General features: G+C 67.8%; 7 protein-coding genes. All 7 read right to left on the bottom strand.

Annotated elements, in window-relative coordinates:
• Window positions 1-44 precede the first annotated feature (44 nt).
• Window positions 45-578 (bottom strand): response regulator, encoded by a 534-nt coding sequence (locus tag NTD88_RS03445; protein ID WP_262153681.1) that lies wholly within the window; start codon window positions 576-578, stop codon window positions 45-47.
• Window positions 579-798: 220 nt separating this feature from the next.
• Window positions 799-1464 carry a SurA N-terminal domain-containing protein gene (locus NTD88_RS03440; RefSeq protein ID WP_095155192.1) on the bottom strand — a complete coding sequence of 222 codons (666 nt, stop codon included), beginning with the start codon at window positions 1462-1464 and terminating at the stop codon, window positions 799-801.
• A gap of 10 nt (window positions 1465-1474) precedes the next feature.
• On the bottom strand, window positions 1475-3001 hold the full coding sequence (locus tag NTD88_RS03435) for an ABC transporter substrate-binding protein (RefSeq protein ID WP_262153640.1): 1527 nt from the start codon (window positions 2999-3001) through the stop codon (window positions 1475-1477).
• A gap of 3 nt (window positions 3002-3004) precedes the next feature.
• Window positions 3005-3667, bottom strand: coding sequence for an SCO family protein (locus tag NTD88_RS03430; protein WP_095155194.1), 663 nt, complete (start codon window positions 3665-3667; stop codon window positions 3005-3007).
• Window positions 3660-4310: an SCO family protein gene (locus NTD88_RS03425; RefSeq protein WP_262131136.1), complete on the bottom strand. Its 651-nt coding sequence runs from the start codon at window positions 4308-4310 to the stop codon at window positions 3660-3662. Before NTD88_RS03425 ends, NTD88_RS03430 begins: the two co-directional genes overlap by 8 nt.
• A 21-nt stretch (window positions 4311-4331) precedes the next feature.
• Window positions 4332-6278, bottom strand: a complete 1947-nt coding sequence (locus tag NTD88_RS03420; RefSeq protein WP_262153639.1) for a YncE family protein — start codon at window positions 6276-6278, stop codon at window positions 4332-4334.
• A gap of 15 nt (window positions 6279-6293) precedes the next feature.
• Window positions 6294-12098 carry a manganese-oxidizing multicopper oxidase MnxG gene (gene mnxG / locus NTD88_RS03415; RefSeq protein WP_262153638.1) on the bottom strand — a complete coding sequence of 1935 codons (5805 nt, stop codon included), beginning with the start codon at window positions 12096-12098 and terminating at the stop codon, window positions 6294-6296.
• Between the last annotated feature and the right edge of the window lie 273 nt (window positions 12099-12371).

Here is a 12371-nt window from a genome sequence, read left to right as displayed (position 1 = left end):
TCCAACGCACGAGGCGCGGCGAGCCGGGGTCGGTGTGCTCGCGCCTACTCCCCGGTGAGCAGTTGATCGTCGTCGGGTGGGGGCGGTGTCGCGCCGTTGCGTCGTCTATCCGCCATAACCCAGGTGCCGTCATACAACTGCAAGGGGAAACTCTCGTTTGCGCTCCGGCGGCGTTCGACGAAACCCGTGTCCGTGTTGCTCCCGGCTCTGGACGTACGCGCGATACCCATCAGGTCGAAGACAGCGCGCGCCAGTTCCGCCAAGGGAAAGGGCTTGAACAGGATGTGACTGACGCCGAGCCGGGCAGCGCGCTCACGGACCTCAGCGGTCGGGTGCGCGGTGATCAACACGAAGTGGCAGTCCCTGTGCGAACGCACGGCCTCCAGAACCTGAAATCCCTCCATATCGGGCAAACGATAATCCAGCACGGTCACGTCGGGCTCGATGCGCTCGGCCAGGCCGATGGCACTTGCTCCGTCGTGGGCAACATGGACGCTCAGACCCTGTGCTTCCAGGTAAGCCTGGAGATTCTGCGCAAGCGTCTGTTCGTCATCGACTACCAGAACTGTCTTCACCAAGGTCGACTCCAAGAACATGCTGGTGCGGTTTCCCGATCCGGCTGAGTGCGGCCTTGCAGAGGCTTACGCACGCTTCATGCCAGACCCGGACGGCGATTTATGACGGGGTTAACCCGTTGATTCTGTTGCTTTTGCCCTTTCACTCCAAGGCCGCTGCCCCCAACCCCGGGGACAGCATGGCACTTTGCCCCTGGACTTCCCCCAACACTGGGGAACCGCCTCACCGGGTATCGGCCCGCTCGATCCGGGCCTCGGCCCGCAGACGCTGCAACGCCGCCTGGCGAGCCTGCGCCTGTTGTCGTTCGAAGAGGAGGTTGTGGGTCACTGCGAGTCCCTGCTCTCGTTCGACCGGGCTTTCGTCCTGTTGGTTCGAGCCATTTGCCGCGGTTTGTCGGCGCTCCCGATGGAACGCCAACACCTCTTCATCCGTGGGCGGCGAGACCTGGCCAAGCAGTGAATACACCTGCTGCGCGGCGATCTCATGACGAGTGTAGTCGGCGAACGAAGCCTCATCGAAGCCGGCATCGGCCAGGGCGCGGGTGAAACCGGCGCTGTCGGGGAAGGCCCGGCGCAGCTCTTCGAGCCGCGCGTGCACGGCCGCTTCGTCAACCTCGATGCCACGCCGGCGCGCTTCCTGCCAGAGCAGCTCCTTGGCGATCAACTGCTCCAGCGCCTGTTCGCGCAGGCGCTGGTACAGGCTCGGGCTGCGGATGCTGGTGAGGGCGCGGCCCTGGTCTTCCAGGTACTCGGCGAAATAGCGCTCCACGCGCAACGCGCTGATGCCCACGCCGTTGACCCGCACCGCCGCGTCGCCGCCCTCCTCGGCCTTGAGCAGGAACGCCTGGGCCGCGGCGATCAGCACCAGGATCAACAGGAATATCTTCATCGCACACCTCTCATGGCCGATCGGCCGGACGGGTATAAGGCGCCACCGGGTAGAACAGCGGCCCGGGCATCGACAGGGTGACCACATGCGCGCCCGCCAGGCCCTGGCGCCGGCCGGGGCCGAACCCCAGCGGCGGGGTCAGGCCGGTGTCGATGTCGTGCAGGCTTTCCAGGGCGTTGACCAGCTTGTCGCGGCTGGCATCGCGGCCGGCGCGCTTGAGGCCCTCTTCCAGCAGCACCATCGAGCACCAGGCGCCGACCTGCAGCAGCGCCTGCCGGCCGTCCAGCCCCTGGCGACGGCGCAGGTCGTTGAGCGCCGCGCGACCGGCCGGGCTCCAGTCGCCGGGCACGAAGGGATAGGCCAGGAACACCCGCCGCGACCACTGCTCCGGCACCTGCATCAGCTCGCCGGCGACCTGGCTGGACGCGGCGAACAGGTACGGCGTGCGGCCCGCGGCCTGGAGCGCGGCGGTCAATTCGCTGAAGGCCGGCGCCAGGCCGAGGAAAAACACCGCCTCGCCCGCCACCGCCTGGCCTTCGAACGGCTGCAGTTGCAGTTGCGTCCAGCCGCGTTGTTGCAGGTCCGCCAGCAGCAAGCGGCCCAGCGCGGCGTAGGCCGGATCGCTATAGAGAATCCGCGCCGGGCGCTGGCGCAGGTCGAGGGACGCCGCGGCGTAGTCGGCCAGGCTCAGCAGTTGCTCGTGCAACCCCGGCAGCGGATCGAAGATCTGCCGGCTGTCATTTTCCTCGGCCCGGACGCCGATCAGCGGCACCCCGGCCTGCTCCAGGCGCGCGGCGAGGGTGTCGTCCAGCGCCGGCGCCAGCGGCATGACCAAGGCGAACACCTGCTCTTCGTCGAGCAAGCGGGTCAAGGCCGCCTCGGCGCTGGCCCGGTCGGGGCCGGGGTCGATCACCGACAACTGCAAGGCGCGGCCATGGATGCCGCCGCTGGCATTGATCGCCTCGATGCGCCCGGCGACGATCGCCCGCACCACCCGCGCCGCCTCCGCCAACTCGCCCTCGGCGGGCAATAGCGTGCCGAGGCGCAGAAACTGCTCTTCGACGCCGGGATCGTGATCCTCGGCCAGGCGCTTGAGGTACGCGGTGAGGTTGCGCTGGTCGGCCATGGACAGGGAAAAACGCGGCATGGCCGGGTCCAGGCGGTTGCCCGCCGGGTCGCGGCCTTCCTGAATGGCCCGGGCCAGGCTGGCATCGCTGTAGGCCGGGTAGCGGCGGCCATTGACCTGACGTTCACCGCCCGCCAGCACCAGCCGCTGCCAGCTCAGCTCGGGCGGGCGCACCCCGCCTTCGGGGCGGCCACGGCCATCGCGGCCATGGCAGTTGGCGCAGGGCACCACGCTGGCCGGGACCTGCATGTCCGCCGCGCCGACCAACGCGGTGACCTGCCCATCGGCGGCCGCCACCCCTTCGCGGTACAGGCGCTGGCCCGCGGTTTCCTGCTCGTTCAGGTCGAGGGCGAGCGCGGCCTGGCCGACGCTCAGCGCGGCCAGCAGCAGCGTGGCGCACAGGCGCTTCATGATTCAGCGCCCGGCCAACGGCAAGGTCATCAATTGCAGGCGCTGGGCGATGGCCGCCGGCGGCGCGTCCGGGCGGATCTTGCTCCAGCGCTTGCCGGCCACGTCGCCGGCGATCAACTGGGTGGAATGCTGTTCGGGGCTGGGCAAGATGTGCCCGAGGCGCCCCAGCACCCGGTCGATATCGGCCTGGGCGCCCGTGAGGAACAGCCAGTTCGGCCCGTCCACGCCCTGCTGCCCGGCGAAGCGCTTGAGCACCTCGGGAGTATCGTTGGCCGGGTCGCTGCTGATGGAAATGAAGGTCACCTCGGCGGCCTTGTCGCCCAGCGCCTCGCGGACCTCGCGCAGCTTGCGGGTGATCAGCGGGCAGGCGTCGTTGCAGTGGGTGAAGATGACGTTGAGCAGCACCACCTTGTCTTTCAACACGTCGCTGTAGAAACGCAGGCGCCGGCCGTTCTGGTCCAGCAGCTCGGTGTCGGTGAAATACGCCTGGGCATCGCGGGTACCGCCCGCGACTGGCGGCGGCGCGGCGGCTGCCGGTTCAGCGGGCGCTGGCTTGGCATGGCCGTCGTGGGCCATGGCGACGCTGGCGAAAATCCACAGGCAGGCGCCGAGCACCAGCCAGTCGAGGGGCTTCATGCCGGGGCGACGCAGGCTGACTTCACTCATGGCTGTGCTCCTGGGCAATCGCGGTGTGGCGGGCATGGACCCGGCGGGCGCTGAGGCGATCGACTTCGCCGACCAGCTTGTCCGGGTCGGTGAAACCGTAGAACCGCGTCCAGTGACCGGTGCGGCCATCGCCCACGAGAATCAGCGGCGGGTGGTTGCTCAGGTCGGCGCTGAAGCTGCCCAGGCCCTTGAGGGTTTCGGTCACCGCGTAAGGCGTGCCGGTCAGCCAGCGCCAGCCCGGCCCGTGCTGGAAGGCGCGGGCGTAGTCGTTCAGGCGTTTCGGGTCGTCGTGCTGCGGATCGACGCTCAGCGACACCAACTGCACCTCCTCGCCGACCCGCCCACCGAGGCGCTGCTGGACCTTGCCCATGATCGACGAGACCACCGGGCACACCGTGGTGCAGCGGGTGTAGATAAAACCGATAACGGTAATGCGGTCGCCGACCAGGTCTTTTTCCAGGCGCACCGGCATGCCGTCCTGGTCCAGCAGGGCGACATCGGCGAAACGCACCTGGGTCTTTTCCTGATGGGCCGCGGGGGCGTCATGGGCGGAATGATCGACGCCGCCGTGGGCGTGAACCGTGGAGATGGCGCCGGCCAACAGGCACAGGGCCAGGACACTGCGGGCTTTGACGGATTTCATCGCGCGTTCCTCGTGCTGGGGTCATTGCGCCTTGGCGGGCAGCACCCGCAGGCTGGTGTAGTTTTTTTCGGCGAAGGCATCGCCCAGGGACGGCGCCTGCACATGCAAGTACCAGGCGCCGGCCTCGCTCAACTGCAGCGCGGCCTGGTAAACGCCCTCGCCGACTTCCTCCACCTCGCTGCTGCGGGCCCGCGACGACGGCGCGAGGAAGTAGCGCAGCGACAGGTCGCGCACGCCCTCGCGCGGTTCGCCGCTGCCTTCGAGCAGGCGGAAGCGCGCCACGAACGGGCTGCCCTGCCGCACCACCGGGCGATCCATAAGGAACTCCACCCGTGGCGTGCGGCGGTGGGCGGCGTCCGGCGCCGCGGCGACCGCGGTGCTGAAGCAATGGATGATCTGCGGTTGGTTGAGCAGGAAGGCGACGTCGAAATCCCCCGCCGCCGGCAGCTTCACCGTCGAGCTGTAGACCCCCGGTGCCACCTCGCGCAGGCTGCGGTCGATGACCAGCGCGGCGCGGGCGTTGGCACCGCGGTTGGCGTAGCCGGACATCGGCGCGTTCATGCCCTCGGCGTAGAAATAGGTGGTGTTGTCTACCGGGTTGACCACGAACACCGAGTTCTCATCGCGGGCCACCGCCAGGCCCTGGGCCAGCGGCAGGTCGCCGGCCTGGCGTGGCGCGGCCGGACCGGCGTCGAAACCCTGGGTGATCGGCGTGCGCCCCTCGCCCAGGCTCGACAGGTTGATCATGGTCACTTTCGGCGACGCCAGGCCGCGCACGTAGGCGTAGGCCTGGGTGAACGTCACTTGGTACGGCTCGGCGGCGACGTCGAGGTTGTGCAGCAGGCGGTCGCTGCCGGCATCGATGACCACGGCGCGGTTTTCCAGGGTGTTGAGGACGATGCCGTAACGCCCGTCGCGGCTGAAGCGCATCGGCCCCAGCCCCGGTTGCGCCTGGATGCGGCTGCGCAGGCCGTGGCTGCGGGCGTCGATCACGCTGATGCTGCCGTCGCGGCCGTCCGCCACGTACACCGCCTGGGACAGCGCGGAATACGCCACCGACAGTGGATGCGGGCCGACCTTGAGGGTTTTCAGCAGGCTCAGGTCGCTGCTGTCGATCACGCTCAGGGTGCCGCTGTCGCGGTTGCTGACGAAGGCGTAGCGCGAGTCGTGGCTGAAGGCGATTTCATGGTGGCCCTTGCCGGTGGGGATGAATTTGAGCAGCGCGCGCTTCTGCGTGTCGATCACGCTGACGCCGCTGTGGGCCTCGTCACCGGCGTTGTTGCCGACCCACAACAGGCGCTGGTCGGGTTGCAGCGCCACCCGCACCGGTTGCTGCCCGGCGGGCAGGTCTTCGACGTGCTGGAAGGTGGCGGTGTCGATCAGCGCCACCTTGCCCGCCGCCGGCAGCGACACGTAGACCTGCTTGTCGTCGCTGCTGGCCACCCAGTCCATCGGCGTGTCGCTCAGGCCGATGCGCGCCAGGGTGCTGGTGATCCCGCCGACCGAGACCGACGGGTCGATCACGGTGAGGCTGGCGTCCTTGTTCAGCACCAGCAGGAAGTAACTGTTGAGGTCCATCAGCGGCCGGGCGCCGATGCTGCTTTTGAGAAACAGCGCGACCCGCGCCTTGCAGCTTTTGTCACGGTCCCTGGCGGCGTCGCCGCTCAGTGCCGGGTCGATCCAGGCCCCCGGCGACACCCCGGACAGCGGCTGCCCGGAGTTCTGGTCGGTGACCTTGAAGCGGATGCTGGCGTAAGTGCCTTCGGTCAGGCCGCCGTTGCCGCCCAGCGGCGTGGCCTCGAACTCCACGGTGACGCCATCGCGGCTCAGGCGGCTGGCGCCCAGGTCGGGGCCGACCGCCAGTGGCGCGCGCGGGTCGCACCACAGGCTTTCGTAGGCGACGCCGATGCCCATCAGCAGCACGCCGGCCATCAGCCCCAGGTACAGCGGTTTGTTCTTCTTGTTCATGCGCCTGCTCCCTGATTACTGCGCCGGTGCCGTGGCGGGCGGGGTTTCGTTGGTGACCCGAAGGATTCCCCAAAGTCCCGAGGCATTGCCGTAGGCGGCGTAGTCGCGGAACAGGTAGTCACCCGGGATGGCGTTGCCGCCGCCGGCGCTGGGGTGCATGAAGCTGAAATGCGCCGCCGGCAACACGCTTTCCTGGGCGCCGATGTACATCGCCATCGGGTTGTAGGCGAAGCGCACCGAGCCGATCCCCGGCAGGCCCATCGGGTAGCCGCCGGTGTCGGCTTTCTCCGGCTGCAGGGCGTGCAACGGCCACAGGTGTCCGTCGAGCTGGTAGGTGATGCCGCGGCTGCCGCCGGTCGGCATCAGCACATGGGTGCGGAACGGCTGGCCGGGCTTGGCCCACAGCACCGGGGTCTGTGGATCGCCGCCGACCAGCAGGTTGGCGTAGGCCATGTGGGCGTTGCCGACGTCGGCCCAGCCGCTGCCATCGGCGTGGCCGAACGGCGCGTCCGGGGCCAGGCCGAAGCGGAACCACAGCGGCTCGCTCTTGTAGTTGATGGCCATGCCGGAGTTGTCCTTCGGATCGCCCGGCACGCCGTTACCTTCGGTGTTGATGCCTTCCACCGGCCGGCCATCGGCCCAGCGCATGTTCAGGGCGCGCTGCCAGACCGTGGCGAAATCACGGTAGGCGGCCTGCCCGCTGACCTGCACGGTGGCCGAGGCACGGCTGGCGCTGTCTTCGGTCCAGGTGGCGTTGAGCGGCAGGATGCTCATGGCGCCGACCAGGCCTTTCTGACCCTGCTTGATCACGTCCGCCGGGGTGATGTTGAGGCCACCGAACTCGATCGGCGTGGTGTTGATGTTGTCCACCGCGCGGCCCAGTTGCGACACCGGCTTGCCTTCACGCTCCAGGTGACCGGCGTAGTACTGATAGACCTTGTTCGGCCAGGCGCCGCTGTTGCCGGCCCGTGGCGGTACGGTCTGCACCGGGTTCTGGCCGACGTTGACGCCGTCCGACTTGGTGATGTCGTAGGCCAGCAACTGGGCGTGGAAACCGACATGGCTGGACGGCCGCATCAGGTTGTTGTTGAACGCCGTGGAGCCTTCGCTGCCGTTGCGGTCGCGCTTGACCACGTTCTGCATCGAGGCGGTGCTGGCGAGGTCCGGCATCACCAGCGGCAGGCGGTTTTCCAGGGTCACCTTGATGCATTCGCCGGCGGTGGCGCGCAGCACCAGTGGCTCGATCGGCACGCCGGGCTTGAGCTTGCCGGTGCTGGCGTCGAGGTCGGCCTTGCGCACATAGAGCACGGCGGTCGGGTCATGCAGCGGCCCGGCATGGCCACCGATGGTGAAGACCTCGCCGTCTTCCGGGTCCATCACGCTGACCTGCGGAATCGCCGTGGCGCGGGTGTTGTAGGTCAGCGTGCCGCCATTGGCCTTGAGCGGCCCGCCGACATGCTGGGCAGCGCCGGCCGGGTCGGTGATGCTGACCGCCTGCGGGTTGCCGAGGATGTCGTTGGCCAGCGCCGCGACGATCTCATAGCTGCGGGTGACCGTCGGCCGGGTGCCGATGCCGTTGGTATTGGCGGTGTAGCGCGGGCAGATGCCGTCGAACGCCACGGTGTTGCGCGCGGCCAGCGGCTGCGGGTTGTTCGGCAGGGCGAACAGGTCGCTGCGGCTGTTGCTGTAGTTGCGCATCACGCCCCAGATGCCGTTCCAGTAACCCTCCAGCGAAGCGTCCAGGGAATACAGGTAGTCACCGTTGGGCGCCGCCGAACTGGAGACCATCGACACCGGCGCCATAAAGCCCAGTTGCTCGGAAATACCGACCATCTGCGAGGCCTTCCAGCCCGAGTTGGAACTGCTGCCGAAGCCCGAGCCGCTTTGCAGCCACTTGACGCCGTGCAGGGTCACGTTGTGTTCCTCCTCATGGCCGCCGGCGTGCATGCGCAGGCGCACGTTGTCACCGGAATAGGTGCGCAGCATCGGCGTGAACGGGTCGCCCGGCTCGGCACCGGCCTTGTTGATGTGCGGCGGGAACTGCGTGGTGCCGCCCGTTGGGCCGACCGCCTGGGTGATGGCTGCGGGCGACAGGTTCATCGCCGGAATCGCACGGTCGGTACGGGTTTGCATGGCGAAGGCGAGGTCGCCGGCCAGGCCGTCGGCTTGCATGCCGCGCTTGCCGTCCGGGGCGACCTTGTTCGGGTCGAACACGCGCAGGGCCAGCGGCTCGTTGCGGTAGTTGACGACGAACATGCCCGGGTCATCCACGGAGATCGCCTGCGGGCACGGCCGGCTCGGGCAGCCCGGCGTCAGGCCGCCACGGGATTCCACCACCGACTCCAGCAGGTTCGAGGCTTTCTGCCGCACCGGCGGGTTGATTGCGTAGCGGAAGCTGTCGGCACTGGCCGGATAGGCCTGGGCGTTGGGAATACCGTTGGGCCCGGCGCCGACATAGACGCCCGCCTCGTAGGCATGCTGGAAGTCGCTGTATTCCAGGAAGAACTCGCGGTAGCTGTCGTTGCGCCCGTCGTTGTCGAGGTCGCCGGTGGCGATCACCGCCTGCCACGAGGTCGGCCCGCCGTCCTCGCGTTGCGCCGTGTTGTACAGCGCCTCGCCGGTTTCGGCATGGAACCAGGTGGAGTTGGCCGGTTCGGCCAGCACGGTGGCGTACAGGCCCAGTTGCTGGTGGGTCGATGGGCCGAGGTGGTCGTGGGTGAAGATGGTGCCCAGGCCACGGTCGACGTTGTGCACGTTGATCACCGGGTCGGTGAACCAGCGTTGCATCTGCGTGCGCGCGCCCAGCCAGTCGGCCCGGCCATAGCGGCCGAAGAACGGGTGCGCCTTGGCTTTCGGGCATTCGGCGCTGCCGTCGCGCGGGTCGCTGCTCTGGCACTGGTTGAACGCGCGAATGGCGTGGATGCGCTCGACCACGGTGCCGGGCGAGAGAATGCCGTCCTCGTAGTTCCAGCCGTTGGCCGAGCCGTCGGCGGCGGTGAGGTCCCACTTGGGCAGGTGGATGTGCTGGCCGATCACATCGGTTGGCGTGCGCACCTGATAGTCATCCATCTCGTAGAACGCCGGGATGAGGTTGGTGTGCTGGTACATCACGCAGTCGAAGGTGTTCATGCGCATCACCAGCGGCTCCGGCGGACGCTGCTTGGTGATCACCGGCCAGGCGTCTTCCCACAGGGCGATGATGCGCGCCTGCGGGAAGTGGTAGCCGACCTTGTTGTACACGGCGTCGAACTGGATGTTGGCGCCCTTGTAGATACGTGGGCGGTCGGCGGTGAACGGCGACGAACCGGTGAAGCTCATGCCGTCCAGGCGCTCGCCGCTGTGGTATTCGCCCAGTGGCGAGGCCTGGGTCAGGCGCTTGGCGCGGTCGTCCATGCACGGTTCGTAGTACGGCGCGCCGGCCACCGGCAAGGCGCCGTTGGTGCGGAAGGCCTTGGCCACCACCTGGCGGCCCGGCAACAGGGCGTAGCTGGGGTGCTCGGGTTTGGAGTGGAAGCGCATCGCCGCCTGTTCGACATCGGTGCCCTCCTCCGGCATGAACACCGCCTTGGCCCGGGTGATTTCCTTGGAGAAATCCAGCGCCGTGGTGGTGGCATGGGCTTCACCGCCCGCGGCCACGCCGTCCAGCGCATGCCGTGGCAAGCCGCCGTCCCAGCCGGCGGACTGGGCCGGATCGAGGTTGGCCCACAGGCTGTTGCCGCTGTCGCGCAGGCTGCGCGCCTTGTCGGTGTCGAGCATGTCCAGCGGCGGGGTCGGCGGCCGCTGGCCGACGGTGCTTTCCATGCCGCCGATCCAGAACGGATAGCCGGGGTTTTTCAGGCTGCCGTCGGCGTTGCGGTTGGCCTCGCCGCGATCGACCAGGACCACCGAGCCGATGGCGCGCAGTTCGCCATCGTGGGCCGAATCGTCGTCATCGTCCTCGTCTTCAGGCTCGTCGTCGTCATGACGGGCGACCAGCTCCGCGGCCATTTTCGGGATCACCGCGACCTTGCCCGGCATCGGCGCCATGGCCTTGCCCGGCAGCGGCACCACGGCGGGAATCGGCGTGCCGGCGACGATCTCGCCATCGGGCAAAGCCCGCGCGCCCGCGGCCGGCTTGCCGCTGCGCAAGGCCCACGGCGTGGTGTGATAGCCATCGCTGCCCTGCGCCGAGACGTCCAGGCGCGTGCCTTCCTCGAACACATCGTGGACCCGCCACATGCTCCACATGCCCTGGGCGAAGTGCGGATAGAAATGGCAGTGATAGATGGCGTCGCCGGCGACGCGGTTGCGGTTGCCCGAGCCGCCGTTGGCGATTTCGTAGGTGTAGCCGATGCCCGGGCCGATGCCTTGGGCGTCGACATAATCGGAGTTGTCGTCATTGGGGTTGAACAGCCACTGGTGCCCGTGCAGGTGGAAGATGTGCTGCTCGTGCCCGTTGTGGCTGTTGCGGAACTTGATGAAGTCGCCGATGTAGCTGTGGTTGACGTTGGCCGGCTCCGAGGGATAGAGCGCCATGGTCGCCTTGACCCCGGTGTCGCGTGGGTCCGGGACTTCACCGGGGCGGATGTTCTCGAGGCCGACGTTGGCCGGCACGTCCACCAGCATCGCCACGTCACCGACGGTGTGCGAACTGAGGAAGAATTCCTCGTAGGCGCACGACAGGCAGTCGTGCATCGGCCCCACGCCAAGACGGTTGGCCACCACCTCGGCGCCCATGCCGCCGGAACCGTAGTTGATCATGAACGAGTCCCGCGCCGGCTCCAGCACATGGCCCATCACCGGGTCCGACCAATAGCCGGGGAAGGCCTGGGTCGCGGCGGCTTCATCGGTGAAGATCGAGGAAAAATCGCGAAACGCCTCCAGCCGGTTGGGCAGCGCCGGGTTGCGCTTGCCGAGGCTTTCCAGCGGGTAGGTCGAGGCCGGGAAACTGCCATCGGTGTTGGGGCCCATGACCACGGCGTCAGCTTCGCTGGAAACGATCTCGCTGCCATCGACCATCGCCACAATCGGCGCGCCGGCCTTGCCCTCGCTGATCCACGGCTCACGCTGCGGATAGCGCGCCTCGTAGTCCACCACCGGCTGGCCGGTCGGCGCGCGGCCGGTGGTGGCCATGCGCATTTCTTCCTCGGTGAGGGTATTGCGGTAACTGCGCCCGCCCTTGGGCAGCACGATCACCTGGCCGAACAGACCGTTGGCGACGTTGCCCGCGGCGCCCTCACCGCCGAAGGTCGCGCCCTTGCTGGTCGCGGCGAAAGCGCCTTCGCGCTCGGCGTAAAGGGTGTAGGAACGGCTATTGCCCGGTGCCACCAGAAAGTTGCCATTGCGCCCGGTGAAGGCGGCGATGTCCTGGATACCGTTGACCGCCTGCAGGCCGTTGACCTGGAAACCGACATGGCGGTCACTGACCTGATCATCGACGATCGGATCGTGCTCGGCGTCGGTCAGGTCCTTGTTCGGATTGGCCTGGTAGGCCAGCAGGTTGTGCAGATTGACCGTCAGGCAGTCCCCCGCCGCGACCCGTAACACGATCGGCCGCGGACGCTTGTCCGGGCGCAGCGACACCTTGCCCGGCACCGCCGCCCCGCCCTTGCTCAGCGGCACATCGTGCTCATCCACCACATCACGGCGCAGGGCGAACATCATGCCATTGGCGTTCTGCGCGCCGAGGCGGTTGAACATCAGCGGCTGATCCAGCGCGACGACATTCGCCACCAGCGTTCGCTCGCAGCGGATCGCTGCCTGGGCGGACAACGGGATGGCCAATACAGCCAGGGCCAGGGACAACAGAGAGGGCAACAGAGTGCCTTTGACAGTGATCATCGTGGCGCGCCTCGGTCGGGACGTTTACAAGCCGTTTTGCAAAGCCCGCGCCAGAGTTTTTAGTTGTTGGTTTTCAAGGGGATAGGTGGGGGGTTGTGAAGGGAACTGGGGAAAGGGGCCCGGGGATTACCCGGTTTTTGGGGAATTGGGGGGATGACGGCGGATGGGGATTTATAGGTGTTTGGGTGGTTGCAACCAATTGTAGGAGCGAGCTTGCTCGCGATGCGCCGCGCGGGCGGCGCTCGATCTTGAACGCGATGAAAACCTGGTGGC

The sequence above is a fragment of the Pseudomonas sp. 20P_3.2_Bac5 genome (assembly GCF_025466035.1).
In the GTDB taxonomy this organism is placed as follows: domain Bacteria; phylum Pseudomonadota; class Gammaproteobacteria; order Pseudomonadales; family Pseudomonadaceae; genus Aquipseudomonas.
This window is presented reverse-complemented; position numbering and strand designations above follow the sequence as displayed.

Bases quoted from the DNA above. Each gene is read 5' to 3' on its own strand.
- NTD88_RS03440 (WP_095155192.1), bottom strand. From the start codon at position 1,464: ATGAAGATATTCCTGTTGATCCTGGTGCTGATCGCCGCGGCCCAGGCG.
- NTD88_RS03435 (WP_262153640.1), bottom strand. From the start codon at position 3,001: ATGAAGCGCCTGTGCGCCACGCTGCTGCTGGCCGCGCTGAGCGTCGGC.
- NTD88_RS03430 (WP_095155194.1), bottom strand. From the start codon at position 3,667: ATGAGTGAAGTCAGCCTGCGTCGCCCCGGCATGAAGCCCCTCGACTGG.
- NTD88_RS03425 (WP_262131136.1), bottom strand. From the start codon at position 4,310: ATGAAATCCGTCAAAGCCCGCAGTGTCCTGGCCCTGTGCCTGTTGGCC.
- NTD88_RS03420 (WP_262153639.1), bottom strand. From the start codon at position 6,278: ATGAACAAGAAGAACAAACCGCTGTACCTGGGGCTGATGGCCGGCGTG.
- mnxG (WP_262153638.1), bottom strand. From the start codon at position 12,098: ATGATCACTGTCAAAGGCACTCTGTTGCCCTCTCTGTTGTCCCTGGCC.